Raw genomic sequence first — 23,557 nt, 5'->3', positions numbered from 1 at the left:
CTATGCCAATACATGACAAGACACCCCGGCCGCAGGAGTTCGCGGCGGTCGACCTCGGTTCGAACAGTTTTCATATGGTCATTGCCCGCGTGGTGGACGGCGCCATGCAGATCATCGGTCGGCTGAAACAGCGCGTACATCTGGCGGATGGTCTCGGCGAAGACAATATGTTAAGTGAAGAAGCGATAGAACGCGGGTTAAGCTGCTTATCGTTATTCGCCGAACGCCTACAGGGATTCTCCCCGTCAAGCGTGTGTATCGTAGGCACCCATACCCTGCGCCAGGCGCTGAACGCCACCGAGTTTCTGAAGCGCGCGGAGAAGGTCATCCCCTACCCGATCGAAATCATTTCCGGTAACGAAGAAGCCCGCCTGATTTTTATGGGCGTGGAGCATACGCAGCCGGAAAAGGGCCGCAAGCTGGTGATCGATATCGGCGGGGGCTCGACGGAGTTAGTCATCGGCGAAAACTTCGAGCCAAAACTGGTCGAAAGCCGTCGCATGGGGTGCGTCAGTTTCGCACAAATCTATTTTCCTGACGGCGCCATCAGCCCGGAAAATTTCCAGCGCGCCCGAATGGCCGCTGCGCAAAAACTGGAGACGTTAACCTGGCAGTTCCGCATTCAGGGCTGGAACGTCGCGCTGGGCGCGTCCGGCACCATCAAAGCCGCCCATGAAGTGTTGCTGGAAATGGGTGAGAAGGACGGCTTCATTACGCCAGAACGGCTGGATAAACTGATGGCTGAAGTGCTCAGGCACCGCTCCTTTGAAGCACTGAGCCTGCCGGGTCTGTCTGAAGAGCGAAAAGCGGTCTTTGTACCGGGTCTGGCCATTCTGTGCGGCGTTTTTGATGCGCTGGCAATCCGCGAACTCCGCCTTTCCGACGGGGCGCTGCGCGAAGGCGTGCTGTACGAAATGGAAGGCCGCTTCCGTCATCAGGATGTGCGCAGCCGTACGGCCAAAAGCCTGGCGAATCAGTATAACATCGACAGCGATCAGGCCCGGCGCGTGCTGGAAACAACCATGCAGATGTATGAACAGTGGCAGACGCAACAGCCAAAGCTGGCGCATCCGCAGCTGGAAGCGTTACTGAAGTGGGCTGCAATGCTGCATGAGGTGGGGCTGAACATCAACCACAGCGGCCTGCACCGCCACTCTGCCTATATTCTGCAAAACAGCGATTTGCCGGGTTTTAACCAGGAACAGCAACTGATGATGGCGACATTAGTCCGTTATCATCGTAAAGCCGTTAAGCTGGATGACTTGCCCCGCTTTACGCTGTTCAAGAAAAAACAATTCCTGCCGTTGATTCAGCTATTACGCCTGGGCGTTCTGCTGAATAATCAGCGCCAGGCCACCACAACGCCGCCAACGCTACGGCTTAAAACTGACGACAATCACTGGACGTTGCGCTTCCCGCATGACTGGTTTAGCCAAAACGCGCTTGTCCTGCTCGATCTGGAAAAAGAGCAGCAATACTGGGAAGCGGTCACGGGCTGGCGTCTCAAAATCGAAGAAGAGAGTTCGCCCACTATCGCGGCGTAATTTCGCCTCAGGCACCAGACAATGGTGCCTGTACCTCTTCCAGCGTCGCCGCCAGCGGCCTGGGTTCGCCAAGCAAATAGCCCTGAAGGTAATCGATTCCCAACGCGCTCACCGCGCTACGAATTTCTTCGCTTTCCACATATTCCGCCACCACTTGCATATTCTTCATTCGCGCCAGATGGCAAATGGACGCCACAATCTGGTAATCGAGACTGTTAGAGACGATATTGCGAATAAAGCTGCCATCGATCTTGAGAATATTCGCACTCACATTTTTCAGCCGCGCATAACTGGCATAACCGGTTCCAAAATCATCAATCGCTATCTGGCAACCTAACTGTTGCAACTGTGACAACGTTGCCTGCCCCTGTTCGGCATTGGTGAACGCATTGCTTTCGGTCACTTCAAAGATCAGTTGCCACGCTTCAACTTCGTACTGGCTCAGCAGGTTACTGACATCAATTGGAAACTGGGCGCGGCATACCGACGTTGGTGACAGATTGATGGCAAACCGGTGGGCTGGCAGCTTATCCCGGTTTTCCGCCATAAAGCGCAGGGTATTTTCAATCACCCACAGATCGATGCTGGACGACAGGCCAAATTCGTGAGCAACGGGCAGAAAACCATCGGGATTGATCATGCCGCCATTATCGTCTTTCAGTCGCAGCAGTATTTCATGGTAAACATCGCCGCGAATACCTGAAATCGGCTGCGCCATCAGGCAAAAATGATCGTGCTCCAGCGCATACTGCAAGCGGTTCATCATCGCCACTTTATCTTTCAGGTCCCGCTGCAAATGCATTGCGCCACGCCGCTGCATATTCTCCGGTTTGTTGGTCATCAGAGAAAGATCGGCGATGGTACTTAATTCGCCTAATAACAGATAGATATGGCTGACCGGAGAGCGCACATAGCAGTAGCTGACCCCAACCTGCGGCTGGAGCGGCATATCATCCCACATGAAACGGAATTGCTTGATATGGTTGTCCAGCGCTTCAATGCGCTGTTGATGCGACTCCATATTCAGACGCAGAATCAAATCATGCCCCGACAGCTGATACACGCATTCACCGGGCACCAGCAAGGTGTTTATCCAGTGGGAGAGCTTTTGCTTGTACTGAATCCGCAGCATAACGCCATAGTTCTTCCCCAGTAATTCCAGGCCGGGCACGCGTAAAAAACAGAGTGCTGACCAGGGCGAATTTTTCAGCGCGCGATTTAGCGCCCGCAGGTTAGGCAGATGCTCGACGGGATCAAGATACGCGAGCCGACGCGCCCGACCGCTGACGATTCTCTGGCGCGTCGCCAGCACCGCCATATAGCTCACAATAAAAGAGAAAACCAGGTAGCTTGAAGACGTAATAGTGAGTTGTGTGTCATACCCGGAATAATAAGGCATGTAGCTCTGGTAATAATGAATTGCGGTAATGAGAACAGCCGACCATATCAGCGAAATAAATCGATAACCGTAGCGCATCGCTCCCCATAGCATTACCGGCAATAATAATGACAAGGTATAGTTAGTGCTAAATATTGAACTATTTTCATTCAATGGCATGCAAAGCATTGTCATGAGCAATGTCAGCACGAGCAACCAGATAACAACCTCTTTCTTTGTGACTTTCTTATCAAACTGTTGTTTCAGCTGCGCATAATATCCACGCAGATATAGCGGATTGCGGACAGTGCGAATAATAAAATAACACAGCGGAACGCCGATAAGATTTCCCACCAGCAAAGCCTGATAGTTAATCAATGTATTGATATTAAAAGGCATTACGCCCATCATGCTTGATTTGCTCGCATACATTCCCAGGAAGGCGGCAAATTGAAAAAGCACCAGAAATAACGTCGCCGGGCAAAACACCTGCCAGAACATCCGCTGAAACATCAGATGAGCATCGCCATGAGACACCTGATTGCGCCGGGGAGTAAACACGCGATACCCGCCCCAGCAGAGCACGACCGGGATAATGAAATGCCCGATAATGGAGAGCGTCTCATACAATCCCACTATCGGATAGCGATTCCAGAAGATTGCGACCGCAATGCCCGGTAATGCCGCCCAGTCAAAAAATGACATCAGGCTGATAGTGAATGCCAGAGGAAGGTAAAAAAGCGTGACATTACCGGAACCCGTATTGGTATGTGCGTAGGTATTGGCAATGCTTAATATGGGCAACAGCAAAGAGGGTAAAATGAGAGGTAGCACCCACCATTTATCTCTGATTTTGATATAGGTCTGATTTAGTTTCATAGATGCTCAGCAAAAACCCTCGCTTCCTGCAAGGTGCTTCAGACAGGCATCCCACCTGACTTTAAAATAATAATAAAAACAACGTCACAATATGTGTCTTGATTCTAGTTATCAACGGGAAGCAACATTTGATATATATCAATCAATTTCCTTCTCATTAACTAATAATTACGTTTTTTCTGCTTCGTTATCATTAATTTATTATTAATGTAAATACTAAAATTATCTTCCATAACAATAAGAGATAAATCAACTGACGTATTTTTACATAATCGACAATTGACCATTCCTTTACAATGTGCCTTAATGTACCCATCGCCCACTATGCTGGGCATACCCTAAGGAACCTTTTGTGAGTCAGGCAACCAGTATGCGAAAACGACATCGATTTAACAGTCGAATGACCCGTATCGTACTGTTTATCAGTTTTCTCTTCTTCTTCGGACGCTTCGTCTACTCTTCTATCGGTGCCTGGCATCATCATCAGGATAAAAAAGAAGCTCAACAGTCCACTCTCTCAGTCGAGACACCTGCTCAACGCTAAACTTTTCCTGCTCACATAGACATACTGTTTTCTGGATTGCATATGCATTCGCCGGACAGATAGCGCTGTGCCTCAGTCTGGTAATAGACTCTGGAAGACGGGTATCGTCGCCTGATTGTTCAGGCGGCAATCAGACGCCTGAACAACAACTGCTGTATGTCCTGCCGATGTGACAAAATCGCATGTGCTGTCACTAATGTGCCGTCTACTGAATACAAAACTCGATAGCCTTCAGCGTGGTTAAACTCCCGGTACTTTGCACAGCCAATTTTCAGCAGTTCAGGGCAAATCTGGCATCCCAGCGGGAACTGCCCAACGATACTTTCAAACTGTGTAAGAATATCTGCGATAACCGGGCGCGGTTCGACATCAACGCGTCGGAGGAAACCCGCTATTGTGTCAATGCAGTGTTTTACAGTAAGCGTGTACTCAAAGGTCACCTGCTGTTCCATGGAAGTCCCTTAACGTTGAGTGCTCTGCGTTTAATCCGCAAGTCCATCCAGCAGTTGGCCTTTTGAGAACACGCGCCCTTCAGCTTTATCTTTCTCTGAAAGGGTAAGCAGCTTCAGCAACGCAATAGCGTTTTCCCGCTCCTGCTGCTGGTCATAGGATTCTATAACATAAGCAGGGACACCATTTTGCGTGACCAGGATCGGTTCTGACAGATCAAGCGTTGCTGCGTTCTTTTTAACGTAGCTAATTGTCTCTACTTTCATGTTGGTCCGCCTAATGGTCATGTCTCGGTTTTAATATAGACTATATTTAGACCACCAACAAGGTCTCATGCCCCCCTACTCTTCTGAGAAATAGGTCCAGATTAAGTACAGAGATCAATTTGTTCCTGCCGGAAACTGATTTCCTTTATGCACTCCACAGATCCTACATGTCAGAACAAAACTACCAACACTCTGGTGGTAATCTGCCTTTTGTTTGTTTAATGAGCAACGGCAGAGTAAAACCCTATCCGCCAGAACCGATGTGAAAGTGGGAAGAGAGCCATTGAGGGAGGAGAATAATGTGACTAGTCCCATTCGTCAGAATCTGTTTGAACGGGAATGTGATATGCCGCTGCTGGAAGCGCGGCATCTCGCCCTTCTGCTTCTCGGCCTCGATGCTTCCCAACCGGCAAATGCCCTGCCGGAAGAACATCAGGAAAATTACCGTATCCTGCACGACGCCATCAGCCGCACCATCAAAGCTACAGGCATGGTCAGCGCCCCGGCTAACAAACGCATGTTCTATGCCGATGAGATGTTCGCGCTGGCCTAGCGGCTTATTGATGACGAACTCACTCCGCCAGAAATTAAGGCCCGCAGCCTGAAGGCGGTGATGAAACTGTCGCGTCACAGTCGCGGCCGCAAGTGGCTGAAGACACTCGGCGACGACGCGCTGCCGGATCTCACTGCTTCCACACAACCTTCCCAGCGTGGGATGCATAAACGCGACAAGGCTCGAGAGAATACTGCCAGGCTCTGCTGGTTACTGGTTCAACTTCTGGTTGAGGAGACTGACGGACGGTATGGGACGTCTGATAAACCGGCATCGGACCTGATACTTCGAAAGCTGAAAACGCTGGCGCAGGAACGGGAAGTCCCATCAAACGGGCTTGGGAGAGGAACGTTTTACGAGGTGTTGAAGATGGGGCGGGAGAAGAGAACGTAGGTAGGTGCTCCCAGTGTCGGGTGTAGAGAACCGATTAAGCTCTGAAACTTCAGGCGTATAGTCGGCTTCGTGCCAGGAGCGGAAGTCTATAATACCGATTTAGGTATTATAGACTGTCTGGCTATAGCGTCGATTCTTCCGCTTTGGCATGATCATAACCATGACATGTTAAATTTAGATGCTCGTCAGAAAGTATTATTTTTTTGGTTACACTCTAAAATAAGACATTGATACAAAAATTATCGCTTATAATTTAGTGAGTACTCCAACCATCATAAGGCCATTACAATGAAAATATATAATCCCATTGTTTTTGTTTGTGCAGTATCAATGCTTATTGCATGTACTGAAGCTAAAAAAGATGATACTGAACCGCCATATAAATTTAAGGCAAAAGTTGTATATCAAGATAGTCCCAAATGTGCTTGTGCTCAATCCAAAATGGCTTACCTAACAAACACCGACCCTCAAAATGATATATTTACAAAATATACTGTAACAACCAGGCTCGCTAGTAACCCCAGCACAACACATAAAGATAATGCTGTGATTGCTGTGAATGGAATAAAAGAGCTTGGTTGTACTAAAGAAACAAATGGGCAAAACATTTGCTCTCTTGAAACTTCATGGGAAGTTAACGACACCGCACCTCTCATATATACTCTCAATAAATCCAACATTAAGGGATTATCAACTCCTTTTTTCACATATGATAACAAATCATGTGTATTATTGTGCAATAGTAAAAGTGATTGTTACTCCTTCGGACCAAAAGCCGCTCAATACGCAGCACCACTAGTCGCATTGGTAGTTGCTGGGCAATCCAAAACAGACAAAACAGTCACTGCTAATGAAATACTGAAAGAATATAATAAAAAACCTACTGACAATGTGTGCGACAGAGGTGACATTACAATTAAAGCAGGAGAAATAAAAAACACGTCATCTAGTGGTTGTACTATTGAAGCAAAACGTGATGACACAAATGGTTTGAACGTACCACTTTCTTTGACATTGCCAAAAATAATAACAGCTCAAAACACCCCTCTGAACTCAGGTGAAGTATTACCGCTATCCAATGCACAAGAGATATTTTTTTCAGATGGTCAACTCGCGCCAAGTTTTGGTTTCTCCGGTCCAGATGCCGAGGACTTAAATAATAGTTACGGAGGTGCCATTAGGTCAATAACAAAAATCGATGATACAATATATGTGGCAAACACAAACGGTTGTGTAAGCATGAAAGTAAAATAAACATTTTTCACTTAACGAAATATAATTTATTGCCTAAACAGTAATTATTAGAGGGCTGCAATGTGAACATAATATTGACAGTTGTTCTTCTGGCTATATTTCAAATTTTGATTTTATCAAAGGCTAATGGCTCATCAGATGACATACCCCCCTTACGTCTAAACGCCCCATTTAGTAGTCAAAAATCAATTGACAGACTTTTTATTGAATATAAAGACCTACCTAAGTCGATGCGTCCTTACCTGAGTAAAATATTGTATATCAAATATACATTTGAACCTGTCAGTAGTTGCACTTACAAAGCTCCATCGCTATGTAATCCCAAAAAAACCTCACAAAAACACTATATTGTCAAAAGAAATATAGGGCTAGATCTATCGCAGCTTGAGTCGGCTATTAAAATGGCCTTGAAGGCAAATGAAAAAGATGCTTGTTCAGATTTGAAGTTTTCACCGCTCAGACGGATTTCTTATAACAACATCCAGATGATATTCAAATTTGACTTAAAGGCACATAAAAGGGCCTGTGGAAGTACGTTCGGTGTAGATTGGTCATATGATCTCGCAACCGCAAGTGGTTATGGTATTATTTATGTGAATTTAAATATCTCCGCCCCTGATCTGAACAATGGCACATCTAAAGGCACTATTGGTGTAGATATTCCAACAATAGTACCAACAATCGATAATCGCTCGTTGTTAGGTTTTATAGATGCTAATAGTGTGGCTGGTCAAATATTTGAATATTTCGTAATCCATACAGGCTTGGCTATTGATGACTTACATTTAGGTGCTTTTGATATCGGATTTAGAGACTTATCAAGTGAAATTCAAAAAGAAAATTTATCAATAGGAATAACGTACTCAAAACTTTCCGAAATAAACAACATCGATTCAGTTCCAAAATTCTATGATGATTTTGAAAATCTCGGATTAATAAAGGACTATTTCATTGAGAAAAATACATCTGCTTTTAACGAACAAATGTCTTTAAACATTTCTAGTTTTACTATGGTGCCTGCTACTGAGATTAGAACTTTTTATAGCATTAAGGATTCAGAATTGAAGTATATAGAATCTCTTGGTGCAGATAATATAGAACATAATGTCATTCGTGGGGAGTCGCTATGGAGTTTGTCTAAGTCATATTATGGGACGGGAGAATTGATGTACTCCCTTGCAGAATTAAACAATATAACGAAATCCAAGATGATTATAAAGCCAAACCAAAAAATAGTAATACCTCCTCTTTATACTCTGAGTGAAATAAGAAAGAAATACATTCTACCTGGGGATAGTCTTTGGTCTTTTTGGAAGGAAAACTGTCCTAAAACATCATGGTCAATATTCAAAAAAACAAAAATCGCTGGTTCGAGTTCGAATGATAGAATCTATCCATTACAAATAGTAAATGGATGTAATGCAAATTGATTGCTATAAACCAATTGCGCGTGTTTTGTAAGTAAATATCATCAAAGTTAAAAACTATTTGGCTAAACAGTTAGGTTGATGGGAACCATATTTTAAGTTGACCGATTAGTGCCAATTTCCGCTTCTCGCTCATAAGGGACAACCATACTCAAATCTCCCACATTGCAGGAGATTTGAGTATGAACACGTCACCGTGGAACAAAGACCGTATCATCGGCCAAAAAAGACCACTTCAGATATCTCATATCTGGGGGATCCGAATCCGGCTTGAACTGGAAGGTAAAACGCGCGATTTAGCTCTGTTCAATATGGCCCTGGACAGTAAGCTTCGAGGCTGTGATCTGGTCAAACTCAAAGTATCTGATGTGGCATATGGTAGCTCGGTTTCAAGCAGAGCAACGGTGTTGCAACAGAAAACCGGTAGCCCTGTGCAATTTGAGATAACCAAAGGGACAAGAGAAGCTGTTGCTGCATTGATAAAGCTTGGCAATTTGCACAGTAAAGACTTCTTGTTTCGGTCTCGGATCGGAACTAACCGGCACATATCAACCCGGCAATACAGCCGAATTTTTCATGGGTGGGTAGAAAAGCTTGGTCTCGAAGCTTCGCTTTACAGCACACACTCCATGAGAAGAACAAAACCTTACCTGATCTACAAGAAAACCAAGAATCTTCGGGTGATCCAACTTCTGTTGGGCCATAAGAAACTGGAAAGCACAGTCCGTTATCTGGGCATTGAAGTCGATGATGCGTTAGAGATCTCTGAATCGATTGAAGTCTAAGGTTGTCAGGGCTGCAACAGCAACCCTGTGCCAGAAGCGGAAATTCAAGTGGCAGAGCCTTTAAAAGTTGATGGTTCCTTTTCGGGAACACTTACACTACAAACGGACGTGACTTAAATTGGTATTAATAGTTCACAAGTAAACAACTCAAAAGGCCACAAGGGAATACCACTACATGTAGCCTTGTTCATTTTTTTGAATAAAGAAATTAGAGTCCAAGCGATGTTATTACTGCTCGAACACGCTTCATTCCTTCGTCTGGATTGGCATATACGCCTTCTCGTCGTATTATGTCGCCATTTGGTTGCATTACAACCCAAAGGCATTTTTCTAGTGGGTCATCCGCCGGTATCAACGCTATAATTTCAGGAGTAAGATTAGGCACCACTACAGCGACAAAGTTCTGATCAACCAGTTTTTTTGTAGTGTGATACTCCATGAAGTATCCTAAAGAAAGTTCAATGCGGCTATTGCTAGGATGTTCAGGATCATATATGACTATAAATAATGGGATATTACGGGCAGATGCTTCAATTAAAGCATCTGTTAAATTAACATGAGGATGGCGCAGAAAAAAGTGATTAATACTATGCTGCGGGTCATTTATTATAGCAGGTGTATGAACCATTTGAGAGGCAATCATCCATTTATTAAATGAAACTGGAGTATATCGGGCAGCAAGACCTTGACCTCTTGGATTCTCAAGTAATTGTCTTTCAATAGCTTCACAATCATATTGGATAAATTCGTACTTGGGACGCAGTGCAGTAAGTGTTTGGGCCTCTGACGCCATCATTTCTGCGTCAAAAAGATAACAAGGAGGAATGAACAGTACCGGAGGCGGATCACGACGATCCGGGGGCATCCCTGCTGACGCAGGCGGCCTGCACATCGTGCAGTACCGTACCTCACCATACCTCAACTCTCGCCTTCCGGCGCACCGGTATTGTTCAGCATGGCGCAGCTTTCGCTCTCCCATGCATTCCCCACGCGCCGGAAAATATTGCTACCGCATCAGGCAGAGGAGTCAGTATGTCGCGACTGGCACAGGATATGAAAAAGCTGGCGCACCGCACAGGTGGCAGCCACAAAACAGTCCACGACCGCGAACAGATGGCGCAGCGTTTTGCCCATCATCTGCTGGCGCAGAATATTCAGGTAACCAGCACCAGCCAGCTCAAAGCCAGACACATCGCGGGATATATCCATGAACGGCTGGCGCAGGGTATTTCTCTGCGAACTCTACAGAATGAGATGGCAATGGTGCGCTCTATTCTGGCTGAAGCCGGACGCACACAACTCAGCCAGTCCGAATTAATCAGCAACAAATCACTCGGTATCAGTGGTGCCAGCCGTGACGGGACGCACCGGGCCATTCCGGATGCGCTTTACCAGCAGGTACTGGATCGGGTCCAGCAAACCGACGCTGGTCTCGCGGCCAGCCTGCAACTGGCAAGGGTGATGGGCCTGCGTGGTCAGGAAGCGGTACAGTGCTGCCAGTCGCTGAAAACCTGGGATAAACAGCTGGAAAAAGGCGCTGAACGTCTGTCGGTGATCTTCGGCACCAAAGGCGGACGACCGCGCATGACGCAGGTGATAGACAGGGAAGCGGTTCGTCAGGCGGTGAAAGAGGCGCTGAATATTGCGGGGGAACGTGACGGGCATCTGATTGACAAACCGGATCTGAAATCCGCAATGGATTACTGGCACAACCATCTCCGCGATGCCGGGCTGACGGGTGAATACTCCCCTCACTCCCTGCGCTATGCTTGGGCGCAGGACGCGATCCGCTATTACAAGGATCAGGGGTTAAGCCACAAAGAGGCACTGGCGGTAACCTCAACAGATCTGGGACATGGGGATGGGCGAGGACGGTATATCGAGCAAGTTTATGGCAAAATTAATTAGCCCGATATCCATCATAAAAGCAATATAAATAGCAACATAACTTCTAGTATCAATCACTCTAAATGCTAGTATTTTCTCTTTGTGTAATACCAGATAATTGCAGATATTGCTAAAACTAAAACAGCAGAGATCCCAAAAGAAATAAAAGGCGCTATAACTTTATTCATTCCACTCCATTTATTAAGAATTAGTGGATTAACTGCAAATTCAGCAAAACTTGTAACACCAACCAAACCGAAAATAAATGTTAACCAATAATTGCTAGAGTTTCTTGCTGAATCTGACCTATATTTAAGTTCGTCCATGCGAAATCTAGCCATCTCTTTCGCAGAAGCAATTAAACTCTCTGTCCCAAAAGATTTAACGAGATATGAAAGCGTATCAGAAATTTCCCCAGATATACTACTATGATGAATGTTATTTTCTGTTTCTGCCAATGTTGTATAGGAGATAAATAGATGCTGTTCAGATGGCGGGTTATTAGCCCAAGAGCACGCTCTAGAAATACTCATATTATGATATTCAACCTGCTCAACTCTTGCCTGATTTTCAAGTATTCTTGATGAGGTATTTCTGTCATCCCAAATATCTTCTGACTCATTCTCTCCTCTTAACCAAGTCCATAAGTAAATGGATCTATTTGCATGTAGACAATAATCATTAAACTTCCGTAAATCTGGCGGCAAGGAGTTTTTCTTTTCGCTGATATCAGCTCTATTCAAAAACTTAACCAATGACTCAGAGAAATTTTTCAACAAAGCACTTTTATCCTGAGGTTGCTTATCAAAACGTAAAAGAGAAACAGAAGGCCGTCCGTGCCAGAGATAACTATATGACTTAGTTTTATTATTCTTATATTGTGGAACCAACATGCTGCTAATAACGTTTGAATATATAGAACGACACATTTCAATCGTAGATTCCCATGATTCATTCCCCTCCGTTCCTGCAATCTGATGCAAAATCCATTCTCTATGATTATCGAACGAAAAAGTACAACCTTCTTTCTCAAAAGATTCAGTTAATACTTTCATGCTATTATCTCGCATCTTTTGTTTTAATTTTCTTATTTCTCTTCCATCAAGAAGACTTCCACCAATTGAAAAAACATCTTCAAAGCTATTTTCTAAAACCACTTCACCATCCAGCATTTGAAGTTTCGCATCAACCCATATTTTATCAAAATATCTTTGACTCATGTTTATAATTGATGATAAGAAACTGTTATCATCAATTCCATTCCATTTACCATCAAATTGAAAATAAATGATAGCGATTCCATCACGGTAGATCTTTACTCCTGGATACATAGGGTACTGCTCATTACTTGTCTCCAAAACAAAGGGAGGTAATGATGTTCTTATGTAAGCCTGATTATCATTCACGAGTCTATTTTCATGGAAAAACAACTCGGAAGAAATCATTAAATCAGGAATTATTTCTTTTGGTATGCCATCATCAAAATTTATTTCCCATGAAGAATCCCAACTTCTTCCTTCTGGATGCAAATTACTGTATTTTATTTGATTATTTTCATTAAGATATAAAAAATTAAAATCTGAAAAACAAACACATTTAGAAAAACCTGATTTAAGAAGTTTATTAGCAGTCTTCAGTAAATCTACCGAAGGAACTTCAAAACCTAACGAATAATTGTAAAACACATTTACTTGATTAATAAAAAGACGTTTTTTTTGTTTATTATTAAGCATATTAAAAAGCATAGTCGAACCCACTAATTTTATAAAAATTTTATCTTAATCGAGCAATAAACCATTACATATCAAGGTTCATCCACTCCTCATACTTTCTCGGCGAAAACGGAGTGAGCGTCATTGTTGTTCCAGCAATCCAACCATCAACCATATTCGCCCACTGCTGCAACATGTAAGTTCGCGGTCGCGCGTATTCGGCCTTGTTGTAAATTGCCCTCACCCCTTTTTGCTCATGCGCGAGGCATTTTTCTATCCAGTCCGATGGATACCCTGCCTCATGCAATAACGTGCTAGCCGTCCGCCGCATGTCATGGACAGTAAAGTGCTCCAGTGCCTTCCCTTGCGACTGTGCCACTTTTACGGTTGTAGTGATAACGCCGTTCAGGGCTGCATTAGACAGTGGTTTGTTGATGTTATAGCGCCCTGCAAGTAAGTAAGGACTTCCTCCGGCACACATTTTCAGGCCTGTCAGCAAATCATTAACCTGGCGCGAAAGATAGATGACATGAGTCCGGCCTCCTTTCATACGGCCAGCAGGAATGGTCCACTCGTTGGTTTTGAAATCAACCTCATCCCAGGTCGCTAAAGTGAACTCGCTTTTACGTACCATTGTCAGAAATATAATCTTCAATGCCAGTTTGAGCGTTGGCATCCCTGCAACGGTATCCAGTGTATTGAAGAAAATGCCAACTTCTCGCGGGGAAAGGCTTCTGAGCCTCGGAGTAAACGTTGCGATAGAACTCGCTTTAATATCCTGGGCCGGATTAGAAAAACTGTGCCCTCGATCATTTGCATAACGATAGACACTGCTGATTATCTCGCGAACCTGTACCGCTGTTGCATTACCTCCTCGATCTATTATCCGATCGCAAAGGTCGCGCACCATTGCCGTAGTAATTTCGGTCATTAATTTGTTGCCCAGCACAGGCAGGATATCTCGCTCAATAACCGCTTCTTTCATCGCTCTGGTACTGTCCGCCAGTGTTACATGCTTCATGTAATTGTCGGTATATACCGTCAGCGTCTCACTCTCCCGGAGCTTATTTTTACCGTAACGCTTGTCTACAGCAGGTGATATGCCTGACTTGAGCAGCTTTTTCGCGGTATGGAGTTTTTCCCTTGCTTCAGCCAGAGAAATACCGTCAATACCATACTTTCCTAATGTCAGTGTTTCTCGTCTTCCGTTGATGCTGTAATCGTAGCGAAACGAGACTGTGCCTGACGTCAGCACTGCAACATACAAACCATCCCGGTCAGTAACTTTATAAAGTTTGTCCTTTGGCTTGAGGTTTTTCAGTTTGATATCAGTCAGCATAAAATCACCATTTTGGCATCATTTTTACAACGGTATCAGACAGAGAGAAGAATACACCTCTAAGGCGATACCGTGAGAAATACCGCTAAAAAGTGTGAACTGGAGTGAGGAAACATGAATGCACATAAATAAAAACCCTCTGTAAAAACAGAGGGTTGATTGCATTTTTACCTGTTCATGAAAACTCAGGAAGGGTTATCGGCTTATTCCCACTCAATTGTAAATTAACTAAAAACACCCGTACAAATCAACACCTTGAAACCATGTCTATTTGTTGAACCATGAAAAATACCATGCTCAAATCAGAGAGGTAGAGCGCGCTCTGTATCGGTGTCATCCGACCTCTCATCACCTGCCGAGGCCGTGACCATCTGCCGCAACAGAATGGCTAGCTCAGCAGGGTTGCCTTCGCGGCAGACTTCAGCAAGCAGCTCCGCTGCATACGTCGGATGGGCGCGGAAGTGCTCGGCCATCGCCACGTTATGCGGTCTATCTTTCATTTCGTGTATCCTTTTCGATAAGTTAGCAAATAGCCCATATCAGCTCAGACTAAATCGTAACTCAATCGTTGGTCCGCGACTGTCGACGCATGTTCTCTACGGCAGCAATCAAATCAACGTCGGCCTTTGGCTTATCCCAGCGCGTCCAGAACGGAATAGTTGCGCTACGAGGCTCATGCTTGGGCTTAGACATTTTAATCCGTGTGGGTAGCAATGTTGCATCTCCCACAACGACAGCTTCACCTACGTCCAGCGTCGGCAGCACCTCCATCAACCCCTCCAAGCTCTCGGGCAAAAGTTGCTTAACTACAGATTGGTCTGTCTTATTAGCGAGACGCAAACTTATAATGTTGCTACATTGACTCAAAATGGTTGTACTCACATCAGAAGGCCTCTGGCTAACCACCATTAAACCAACACCGTATTTACGTCCCTCCTTCGCGATGCGCTCGTAGTTCTCCAAAGCCCGCTTTTCTAATGGTCCAGTAGAGGCTGCACTGCTGGGAAGGTACAAGTGTGCCTCATCACAAACGATCACTACTGGATGACGTCCATCACCATCTTTACCCGGATCGCTCCAGAACTGAATTTGATAGATCAACCTCCCAACCAAACCTACTACAACAGGCAAAATATCTGAGGGAACTTCTGAAAAGTCGATAATTTTGATACCTGGATTTACACCATCTGCAACATTTCCCGTACCGAGCAACTTACTCGCTAGTTCGTGCAATGCTTCATAAGTTTCGTATTCCTTGGGAGATTGATACATGAAGGCATAACGTCGATCATTCATTTTTGTCTTCAACCGAATGAGGAATCGAGAGAGTTTGCCGTTCAATGGACCTTTTTCAGTCTTAGGCTGCCCCTTCTTCGCCCCAGTGACGTATTCTTCCCCAGTTGGAATAACTTCTTCATTTTTCTTATCAAGGGATTTAACCAAGTCATCTAAATTGTAAGGTACTGGCGTATCGACCGTAAAACCTTCAAGTAATTCATGTTTGCCAAGCGCCGCTATGGCAGCACGCTTCATCTCTACCACGGAATCCATAAGGGCCAGAGCCTGATTAGGTGCATTATCTCCCGAACGATCAACAAATACCGATTGCATCTCATCATAGGTCAGCAACCAGAACGGCAGAAAAATTGCACCATCCCCCTTCGACTTAATATCGCTAATGCCCGCGATACGATAATGGGAAGCGAACTTCATACTGGAATATTCGCCATGTAAGTCAAGAACAACAATATTGGCGTGAGCTAGCTGCGCAGACTGTTCAAGTATGGAAGCAACAGTGAAAGATTTCCCTGAACCGGTGCTCCCCAATAACGCCGCATGACGTTGAAAAAGTTTATCACCGTCAATATAAGCACTAGCTTTGCCATCTAAAGTATAAGTACCCACTTTGAGCGGCGCGACTGCATCAGCTTTAGATGACGCGCTTAATATGCCCATAAAATCTTCGAGTGACTTTTCCTCAATAGGGAACACTGACCTATTAATCTCTGGCAATATAAATACTGCACGCGTAAATACATCCTTTCGCAGGCCATCACGAGAACGATAAGTTCCTACCAAACTTATAGAAATTCCATTTTCTTCTTGCGGCACTGCTGACAAATCAATTGTTTCATCTACTTCTGGAAACGAAGGCAACTCTACTGGATGTCGCCAAACTCTTTCGATAATTCCAATTAACCATTCATCTCCTACAGATTGAATAGCTACTAATCTTCCAACTCGTGCTTTCTGTAAACGCTGGCCGTCAGTCACTCGCACAGTTATTCTTGAGGTTTCAACACTGCGAACTTCTCCCAAGGATTGCTCTTCTGAAAAATTAAAAATACTCATCGCGCTCTCACTCCAGAAATTTTTTGAGGAAATCGTCAAGTTGCCAAAGAGGCTCGGACACTCTGAACTGCTCACCATTCCAATGACAAATAGCTCCATCACCATCCTTAAACAAAGCGATCACGTGAGGATGTTCACCGAGCAACCGATCAATGCTGGAGGTTGAATCACGAGTGACTATGATTGCAGGCATTCCAGCCGCCAAACGGTGTTTGATAACGCCTTGTAAATGATCATCGTTGAACCCGAAACCTATACACAGGAGAGCTTGAGCCTCCGCAAGTACCTGATTCATCTCAGTACGCATTGCGTCAAATAGGGTGTTGACTAATGCGTCTTGGTACTTCGAAGGGCCCGGCACAACAATAGCTCGCTCAGCAACAGATACGTCATTTAGTACTTCAATTGGTCCATCTTTTGTTGTCAACCAACTGATAGAACCGTGCGGTTTGTATAATCGCACCGTTTTACATAGACGGTGATCGACCTGCTGTTGGCGCTTTTCGGCTACTAACACTCGGCTGTATTGAGTTTGAAAAAGCGGATGAGGTCGCGGCCTACGCCGTCGAAACCCCATAAATCCAGTGTCTAACGGCAACTCTGCCAGATCGCAAAAGAGCTCTAGCAGGGTATCGTAATTTGTCGTGATGACATGAATGCTTTCCGCATTCTGAGGAGATCCTAAAAATAGACGCTTCAGAAGGCGTGAGGGGGCATGGTGGTCCGCTATTTTTTCGACAAGAATTTGCGCCTCTGCCGCTATTGTTTTATCAAGAATTAGCTTCGCTGTTTCCCCACGGATTGCCGACAAAATCTCATCCCACCCCGCCATTCCAAGTGGAATATTATTTAAGCCTGTCTCCAAATTCTCCTTTATCGCATTAATTGATTGGGTCCAAGCATTCCGTGCCGAATCCGTCGAGAGTGCGTCATAAACGTTATTAGCCAGATGCTCAGCCAACGCCCCCATCCCTGGCAGGCCATAACCACATGAGAATCCCGACCCAATAAGTAAAACAGGTGTTTTGCGGAAAACCCCTTGTATATTTGCAAAAAAATCCTCTGGTAGCTCGACTGCCGTCATACCCACCTACTTCAACAGCCCTCGAAGTGCGGAGGCACTTCGAGCAGCGAAGGTTAATTACAGAAAATCCTTATCCGCAATCATCACGAAGCTATAAGCGTCGTGCATCTGCAACAGCAAGAATCTGAACGGACAGAATCCCCCCCAACAAATTGTCATTACTGCATATTCATCATACACGCAGCAACTAATAAAAAAAGACAGCTTATTGCACATAGGTAAATTGAAAATGGGCCATACCAACAACTGTGAGAAATGACTCCATTCGGTGCCCGTGGCTCCTTTGTCGCGGCAGCGACCGTTAGCCTCGCAGAGCAGGATGCCGTCGAACCGTAGGTGAGTAAGGGGCGGTGTTGGACTGGTGCGGGCTTGCCCGTACCGGTACAACACACATCCTGCCGTACTGCTTCATGCGATTCTATGCGACTGGAGCAGAATGGCCAGTAAAATATGGCGTAATCGCGTACATTCGCGTTAATTCGCATACATTCGCATAGCATCGCATTAATCAATTCTTCTAATCGCATAGAATCGCATACATTCGCATAAAAACGCGTTTCCGACTGAGTTCATGAGCATCAGGGACGGACTGACACCAAAAGGAGGGGGCTTTGAGAGGCCATCAGCTAGGCCAGCCAAATCTAAGTCTTGTAAATTGCTCGACTCGGGTGAGAACATAGCCTCCGTTTACGCGCTTTTTTTCGAAACTCGATCATCAAGAAACAACGGAGTAATCATGGCACGAAAAACCCTCGCAGAGCGCCGTTCTGATGCCCTTTCAGAGCTTGAAATGGCGAAAGCCAGATTGGCAAAACTCGACAATGAGGCAGCAGAAAGAATAGGAAGAATTGCAATAAAGTCAGGATTGGTTAATCTTGAGCTTACGGACGATCAGGTCCGGGAAGAATTCGACAGAATCGTGGAAAGGATCAGCAAGGGGAATTGATCATGAAGACAGCTCACCGCATCAGCGCATTGGCCAATCAACTCAACGAACTGCAAGCCTGCCTCGGTCGAGCCAGTGGGCGGCCTAGCAACAGCGTTATGGAAGCCCAGCGCATAGCGGCCGAGCTGGCTTCTTCACTCGAAGATTGGCACCTTGAAACGCTACACATTCCTGAACCGGAGCGTGACCTCTATCGCGCACAGAATCCCTATTACGCTGCCCACTGACACCGCGCACTGCCCTATCAAAAGCTCACTTCGGTGGGCTTTTTTTGTCCGCAAAACGTATTCCATGTGGATAGGCAATTTTCGCTATCTGCGTCAAATAAAGTGCCAAGAAAAACAAAGAATTGCGAAGGTTTTTGTTTTGAAAGGCGGACAATTTACGGACAATAAGACATTGATTTTATTGAGAAAAAGTTCTCTATACTGCTGGAAATCACCGGCATTGTGGGGCAATAATTAAACCTCGGACGATGACAAAACGAGGTATTCGGTATGGAACTAGAATCGCAAAAAATGTCGGCTTATGCCGCCCGAAAATTCGGTCGAGGCGCGGCGCTCGCTCTTGCAATGGCAAGCGCAGGCCTTGGTGTAAGTCTCTACATGGCACCGGCTCCGGCCTATGCCATCTACTGCTCGAACTGCTCGACGTTCTATCAGCAGATGTACGAGTACGCCGAAGCGGTCAACACGCAACTGAACACGGCCCAGCAGTTGCAGACGCAGATCCAGCAGTACGACAACATGATTAAGCAGGGCATGTCACTGCCCAGCCGCATGTTCAACACCATCACTGGCGACCTTCAGCGCGTGGCCAGCATCTACAACTCGGCGCAGTCGCTCGGCCGCAACATCAGCAATCTGGACGAACAGTTTCGCCAGCAGTTCAAAGGCTATGACAGCTATCTGAACTCGATTGGCCAAGGGCAAAACAACATGCCGCAGCGCTATCGGGACTGGGCACAATCCGGCTTCGATAACGCCCGCACGGCCATGCAGGCCGCTGGCGTAAATACGAGCACATTCGAGGATGAGAACGCGATGCTGGATCAGTTGGTGAGCCGTTCGCAGTCGGCCGTTGGCCGTCAGCAGGCCATTCAAGCCGGGAACGAGATTGCGGCGCAGAACGTGCAGCAGCTCCAGAAACTGCGCGATCTGGTGGCCACGCAAATCACCCTGCAAGGCAACTACATGGCCAAACAAACCGAACAGGAAGCCGTGAAGGACGCGGCCAGTGAAAGGTTCTGGGGAGGTACAGACACTCCCGGCCCATCCAAGGGGTTTTGATTATGACGATTTCTAAGATTCTTCTTTTGGTGTTGTGTCTCGGTTCTGCTGTGGGTGGGGCCGTAATGACTAGCGTCGTCATTTCTTCGGGCGAAGAATGTTCGGCTTCACAGAAGCAAAAAGCGGCGGCTACCAAAAAGTTCTGGGAAGGGAAAGACGAACCCGGCCCGTCGAAGGGGTTTTGATTATGAGTAGACCACTCTTTCTAAGTTGCGTCGGGATAGCCATGCTGTTGATGACCGGGAGTGCAATGGCCGCCGGTTTACAAAGTAATGTGGAGATGAACGGGCTGCTAACAGACATTCATAATGCGTCTGCTCAGTGGGGGCCAAAGTTGCAGGGCTATGCCAGAAACTTGCTGTTCCTGCTCGCTGGGATTCAGTTTGTTTGGACGTTCGGCAACCTGATTTGGCAAAGCGCCGATGTTGGCGAAATGTTCCGCGAGCTGATCAAGTTCGTCATGACGATAGGCTTTTTCCTTGCCTTGCTGACGTACTCCACAGAGTGGAGCACGGCTATCGTGAACAGCTTCCGCGAAGCGGGATCGCAAGCCTCCGGGTTTGCGCAGGAGTTGATGCCCGGTGACGTGTTCACCTTAGCTATCAAATTGGCACAAAAAGTCCTGTCGAACATTTCGTTGTTTGACCTCGAAACTGCGGTTGTGATTGCGCTATCCGGCGTCATCATTTTGCTGTGCTTCGCGTTCATCGCCGCGTTTATGTTCGTTACGCTTGTCGAGTCGTATGTGATTATCAATGCGGCCGTGCTGTTCATCGGTTTCGGCGGCTCACAATGGACACGGGAATTTGCAATAGCCCCGCTTCGCTATGCCGTTGCGGTAGGCGCTAAGCTGTTCGTCCTGACCTTGATTGTCGGCCTGATTATGTCCGTATCGGACAGGTGGTTCGCCAACTACGACGGCACTATTGGGCCAACATTGACACTATTGGGCCTGTCCTTGGTGTGCGCCTATCTGTCTCGGTCTATCCCGGAGCTGATTGCGGGCATGATCACCGGCTCATCATTTGGGGGAGGCAGTGCGATCGGCGGCATGGCAATGGCGGCCGCTGCGGCGGCTACTGGCTTGGCGGCAGGCACCATGATGGCGGGCGGCGCAAACGCGGCCGGTGGTGCTGCGGGTGCTTTGGGCGGCGGTTCTGGTGGTGGCGCTGGCAGTGGACTGGCCGACAGCATCAATGCCAGCATGGCCGGTGGCCAGCAGAACCCCGCAGCGTCCGCCATGCCGTCCATGAACAGTGCGGCGACCACAAGAACGGCAACGGGCGGTAGCGCAGCAGCTCAGTCAGCCGGTTCTCGCGTCGGTGGCTCGCAGGCGGGCAAATCGCCGTCAGGTAGCGGCATCAACAGCCAGAGCGACACTCCGCGCAGCAGTGGTCTGAGTGGGCCGCAGCAGGCGGCGCAAACACTGAAAAAAGCGGCCTCCGGCGCGAACAACTTGGCTAGTGTGGCCGCCCGCGGCCTCGGGACGCTCGCCGCTATCTCTGTGCCGGGTATGGAAGGCGCGGCGAGCATGGGCGGCGGCCCCCCACCGCAAATGCCTGACAGCGATGAGGGTGACGAAAAACGTCCAGCTAACAGCGGTGTATCCGCGGATGTTGCCGAAGAAACAAACGTTATTCGTCCCGCACAAGAACCGTCCGCCGCCCCGGCTCAACCGAACGGCGTGGAGAAATCCAACAACCCGAAACAGGAAAGTGAGGCATGAACCCGTATAGCAAACCAATCCCCGGCACCCTTGCTCGCATGAAGGTGCCCGGCATGTCAGCGGAAGCGGTGGCTAAGGCTGACGCGCCAATAGCGGTTGGGAACCGCCAGAGCGATGAAACCCAATCAACTGCTGCCAAGGCGGCCAATGCACCGGAGACTGACCAATGATTGAATATCTGATTTTTTGCGTGGTGGCCTTCGCTGCCGCCTTCGGCATGTACTTGCTGCGCGAATACCTGCGCTCGCGGGGCTATGGGCCGCAACTCGATGCGTTTGCGCGGTGGCTGGAACCACGAGAGCAACGCATGAACCGTTATCGCTTTAAGGCTGCTAATGGCCTGTTTGGGGCGGCGCAGTCCATCAACCGCCTGCCCCTGTTCGGAAGCAAACATCAGGTGGTAATGATAGAGCAACTGCGCATGGCCATCATGTCCGAACAAGCACTAAGGGAGCGCCAGCAGCGCCGCAAATGATCTCGCCCGCCCTGCCAAGTGCAGGGCTTTTTTATGGGCACCAAAAGAAAGGCTCCGGCCGATCCGGCCCTACGTCTCGCAAATCGGCTGTAATGACAGCGTAAGCGCTTTTATGGTCCTCCCCGCCACACAACTCTAGCCCCCTCTGAAAACGGCTCTCCGGGCCGCCTGCGAAGCCTGACACTCGTTTCAAAGTAGGGGCAGCCGCCCCTGTGAAGATAACCCCGATACACGGGGCACAGGGTCAGTGCGGGCAGCCGTCTATTACACACCGCAAAAACGGCGTGTATCGCGCTGTGAGAAGTTTTCACACATGATAGCCATAACCCCATTCCGACACTGAAAAAACGCCGCCACGACCCATACGGGAGGGATTCTGGAACGCTTTCGCAGGCCGTTAGAGGCCTTATGTGGGTTTTGGCCCTGCCCTTCCCTTTTTGGTGCCTGATGTCTTTTTGCCGGTTTCAACGGCTCGACCAGGTGCTGCGACCGGTGGGTAATCCACGGAACTAACCGCGTCGACGACGGCAGGCCCGCCCTACCTTTTTTTGGTGCCCAACGGCCGTAGGCCGACCAAGAGCAGCAAGCGATGAGCTGCGCCATCAAGGCGCGGCGCTTAGCGCGCATGCTGGAGATTCTTAGAGAATCTTGGATGGAATTTGCGAACGGCCCGCAAAGGCCCGCCGTTGCTGGGTTTTCAGAAACTGGCCGGGTGCCGTTAAGCAGGGGGTTGGGTACTGTTAAACAGAGGGTGAGGTGCCATTAAACAGGGGGAGCAGCGTTACGGTCGGATGCCTTGGGTCGCCCGTTTCCCATTTGCCCTTAGCGTACTCGTCCAGCCTCCAACCCACGGCAGCAAGCTCGGCCAGCGCGTTGGGGCGGAGCGAACGCCTTTCATGAGGGAGGGGAGCTGCCGCGAAGCGGTGGGAACCCCGCAGGGGCCACGCTTTTGGATCGTGGCGCGATTTCGCACCAATAGGAGTTCCGAACTAACGGATGGGGGCCATCGACTTATGCACAGGCAAAAGGGTTTTAAACAGTTTTATATATAGTTTTAAAAGATTTAGCGTAAAAAGAAGGAAATTTACTTTTTTAATTCAATGAATTACGCGCAACACCGGTTCCTAATAGACGGATACCGGTTCCTAATAGACGGCGAAACGGTTCCTAATAGACGGTTTCAGGTTCCTAATAGACACTCTATCCACAGCGTGGCGGGTTGTTCCCACTTTGTCCGTAAACTGTCCGTCAATCAAAATGAAAAAAGCCCGCAA

At 47.3% G+C, this 23,557-nt stretch carries 21 protein-coding genes and 2 pseudogenes; 12 read left to right on the top strand and 11 right to left on the bottom strand.

Annotation, left to right across the window (positions count from 1 at the left end; genetic code table 11):
• Nucleotides 1-2: 2 nt before the first annotated feature.
• Nucleotides 3-1,544: an exopolyphosphatase gene (ppx, locus tag OGV82_RS08980; protein ID WP_101744316.1), complete on the top strand. Its 1,542-nt coding sequence runs from the start codon at nt 3-5 to the stop codon at nt 1,542-1,544.
• Nucleotides 1,545-1,551: 7 nt separating this feature from the next.
• Here the strand turns inward: ppx and OGV82_RS08975 are convergent, their stop codons facing one another.
• Both OGV82_RS08975 and OGV82_RS22945 read right to left on the bottom strand, forming a co-directional pair.
• On the bottom strand, nt 1,552-3,801 hold the full coding sequence (locus tag OGV82_RS08975; RefSeq protein ID WP_101744315.1) for a sensor domain-containing phosphodiesterase: 2,250 nt from the start codon (nt 3,799-3,801) through the stop codon (nt 1,552-1,554).
• 164 nt (nt 3,802-3,965) lie between these two features.
• Nucleotides 3,966-4,034: pseudogene (locus tag OGV82_RS22945) on the bottom strand (hypothetical protein); the annotation flags it as partial.
• Between the two features lie 119 nt (nt 4,035-4,153).
• On the opposite strand from OGV82_RS22945, the gene OGV82_RS08970 reads away from it, so the two are divergent.
• Nucleotides 4,154-4,345 (top strand): YfgG family protein, encoded by a 192-nt coding sequence (locus OGV82_RS08970; protein WP_012131276.1) that lies wholly within the window; start codon nt 4,154-4,156, stop codon nt 4,343-4,345.
• A 119-nt stretch (nt 4,346-4,464) separates the two neighbouring features.
• Here the strand turns inward: OGV82_RS08970 and OGV82_RS08965 are convergent, their stop codons facing one another.
• Nucleotides 4,465-4,797 (bottom strand): type II toxin-antitoxin system RelE/ParE family toxin, encoded by a 333-nt coding sequence (locus tag OGV82_RS08965; protein ID WP_047462046.1) that lies wholly within the window; start codon nt 4,795-4,797, stop codon nt 4,465-4,467.
• Nucleotides 4,798-4,827: 30 nt separating this feature from the next.
• Nucleotides 4,828-5,061, bottom strand: coding sequence for a type II toxin-antitoxin system Phd/YefM family antitoxin (locus OGV82_RS08960; RefSeq protein ID WP_020801504.1), 234 nt, complete (start codon nt 5,059-5,061; stop codon nt 4,828-4,830).
• 301 nt (nt 5,062-5,362) lie between these two features.
• Here OGV82_RS08960 and OGV82_RS08955 point away from each other — a divergent pair.
• The 4 genes and pseudogenes from OGV82_RS08955 (at nt 5,363) to OGV82_RS08940 (ending at nt 9,473) form a co-directional block, all read left to right on the top strand.
• A pseudogene (locus OGV82_RS08955) lies at nt 5,363-6,007 on the top strand (hypothetical protein).
• Between the two features lie 288 nt (nt 6,008-6,295).
• Nucleotides 6,296-7,261, top strand: a complete 966-nt coding sequence (locus tag OGV82_RS08950) for a hypothetical protein (protein ID WP_127891260.1) — start codon at nt 6,296-6,298, stop codon at nt 7,259-7,261.
• A 62-nt stretch (nt 7,262-7,323) separates the two neighbouring features.
• A complete protein-coding gene (locus OGV82_RS08945; RefSeq protein WP_047462041.1) occupies nt 7,324-8,691 on the top strand; it encodes a LysM peptidoglycan-binding domain-containing protein in 1,368 nt (455 codons plus the stop codon).
• A 179-nt stretch (nt 8,692-8,870) separates the two neighbouring features.
• Nucleotides 8,871-9,473 carry a site-specific integrase gene (locus OGV82_RS08940; RefSeq protein WP_047462037.1) on the top strand — a complete coding sequence of 201 codons (603 nt, stop codon included), beginning with the start codon at nt 8,871-8,873 and terminating at the stop codon, nt 9,471-9,473.
• 208 nt (nt 9,474-9,681) lie between these two features.
• On the opposite strand, the gene OGV82_RS08935 is transcribed toward OGV82_RS08940, so the two are convergent.
• Nucleotides 9,682-10,269: a hypothetical protein gene (locus tag OGV82_RS08935; protein WP_127891259.1), complete on the bottom strand. Its 588-nt coding sequence runs from the start codon at nt 10,267-10,269 to the stop codon at nt 9,682-9,684.
• A gap of 236 nt (nt 10,270-10,505) precedes the next feature.
• Here OGV82_RS08935 and OGV82_RS08930 point away from each other — a divergent pair, with 236 nt between their 5' ends.
• A complete protein-coding gene (locus tag OGV82_RS08930) occupies nt 10,506-11,381 on the top strand; it encodes an integrase domain-containing protein (RefSeq protein ID WP_101744314.1) in 876 nt (291 codons plus the stop codon).
• Nucleotides 11,382-11,446: 65 nt separating this feature from the next.
• Here the strand turns inward: OGV82_RS08930 and OGV82_RS08925 are convergent, their stop codons facing one another.
• The 5 genes from OGV82_RS08925 to OGV82_RS08905 form a co-directional block, all read right to left on the bottom strand.
• Nucleotides 11,447-13,105, bottom strand: a complete 1,659-nt coding sequence (locus tag OGV82_RS08925; protein ID WP_047462028.1) for a hypothetical protein — start codon at nt 13,103-13,105, stop codon at nt 11,447-11,449.
• A gap of 52 nt (nt 13,106-13,157) precedes the next feature.
• A complete protein-coding gene (locus tag OGV82_RS08920; RefSeq protein WP_047462025.1) occupies nt 13,158-14,411 on the bottom strand; it encodes a tyrosine-type recombinase/integrase in 1,254 nt (417 codons plus the stop codon).
• Between the two features lie 302 nt (nt 14,412-14,713).
• Nucleotides 14,714-14,911, bottom strand: coding sequence for a hypothetical protein (locus OGV82_RS08915; protein ID WP_001297329.1), 198 nt, complete (start codon nt 14,909-14,911; stop codon nt 14,714-14,716).
• Between the two features lie 61 nt (nt 14,912-14,972).
• A complete protein-coding gene (locus OGV82_RS08910) occupies nt 14,973-16,763 on the bottom strand; it encodes an ATP-binding protein (protein ID WP_001297331.1) in 1,791 nt (596 codons plus the stop codon).
• A 7-nt stretch (nt 16,764-16,770) separates the two neighbouring features.
• On the bottom strand, nt 16,771-17,847 hold the full coding sequence (locus OGV82_RS08905; protein WP_001297336.1) for an SIR2 family protein: 1,077 nt from the start codon (nt 17,845-17,847) through the stop codon (nt 16,771-16,773).
• Nucleotides 17,848-18,583: 736 nt separating this feature from the next.
• On the opposite strand from OGV82_RS08905, the gene OGV82_RS08900 reads away from it, so the two are divergent.
• The 5 genes from OGV82_RS08900 (at nt 18,584) to OGV82_RS08880 (ending at nt 22,283) form a co-directional block, all read left to right on the top strand.
• Complete coding sequence (locus OGV82_RS08900) at nt 18,584-18,793, top strand: TraC family protein (protein WP_000101768.1); 210 nt, start codon at nt 18,584-18,586, stop codon at nt 18,791-18,793.
• Between the two features lie 2 nt (nt 18,794-18,795).
• Nucleotides 18,796-19,020: a hypothetical protein gene (locus tag OGV82_RS08895; RefSeq protein WP_001565720.1), complete on the top strand. Its 225-nt coding sequence runs from the start codon at nt 18,796-18,798 to the stop codon at nt 19,018-19,020.
• Between the two features lie 270 nt (nt 19,021-19,290).
• Nucleotides 19,291-20,082, top strand: a complete 792-nt coding sequence (trbJ, locus tag OGV82_RS08890; RefSeq protein ID WP_001297334.1) for a P-type conjugative transfer protein TrbJ — start codon at nt 19,291-19,293, stop codon at nt 20,080-20,082.
• Between the two features lie 226 nt (nt 20,083-20,308).
• The gene (gene trbL, locus OGV82_RS08885) at nt 20,309-21,808 is read left to right on the top strand and encodes a P-type conjugative transfer protein TrbL (protein WP_021542195.1); all 1,500 of its coding nucleotides are present in this window, start codon (nt 20,309-20,311) and stop codon (nt 21,806-21,808) included.
• Between the two features lie 166 nt (nt 21,809-21,974).
• A complete protein-coding gene (locus OGV82_RS08880; RefSeq protein WP_001297325.1) occupies nt 21,975-22,283 on the top strand; it encodes a hypothetical protein in 309 nt (102 codons plus the stop codon).
• 740 nt (nt 22,284-23,023) lie between these two features.
• Here OGV82_RS08880 and OGV82_RS08875 read toward each other — a convergent pair.
• Nucleotides 23,024-23,134 (bottom strand): hypothetical protein, encoded by a 111-nt coding sequence (locus OGV82_RS08875; RefSeq protein ID WP_232192652.1) that lies wholly within the window; start codon nt 23,132-23,134, stop codon nt 23,024-23,026.
• Nucleotides 23,135-23,557: the final 423 nt, after the last annotated feature.

It is taken from the genome of Citrobacter sp. CK191 (assembly GCF_030333435.1).
Taxonomy (GTDB): domain Bacteria; phylum Pseudomonadota; class Gammaproteobacteria; order Enterobacterales; family Enterobacteriaceae; genus Citrobacter_B; species Citrobacter_B koseri.
This window is presented reverse-complemented; position numbering and strand designations above follow the sequence as displayed.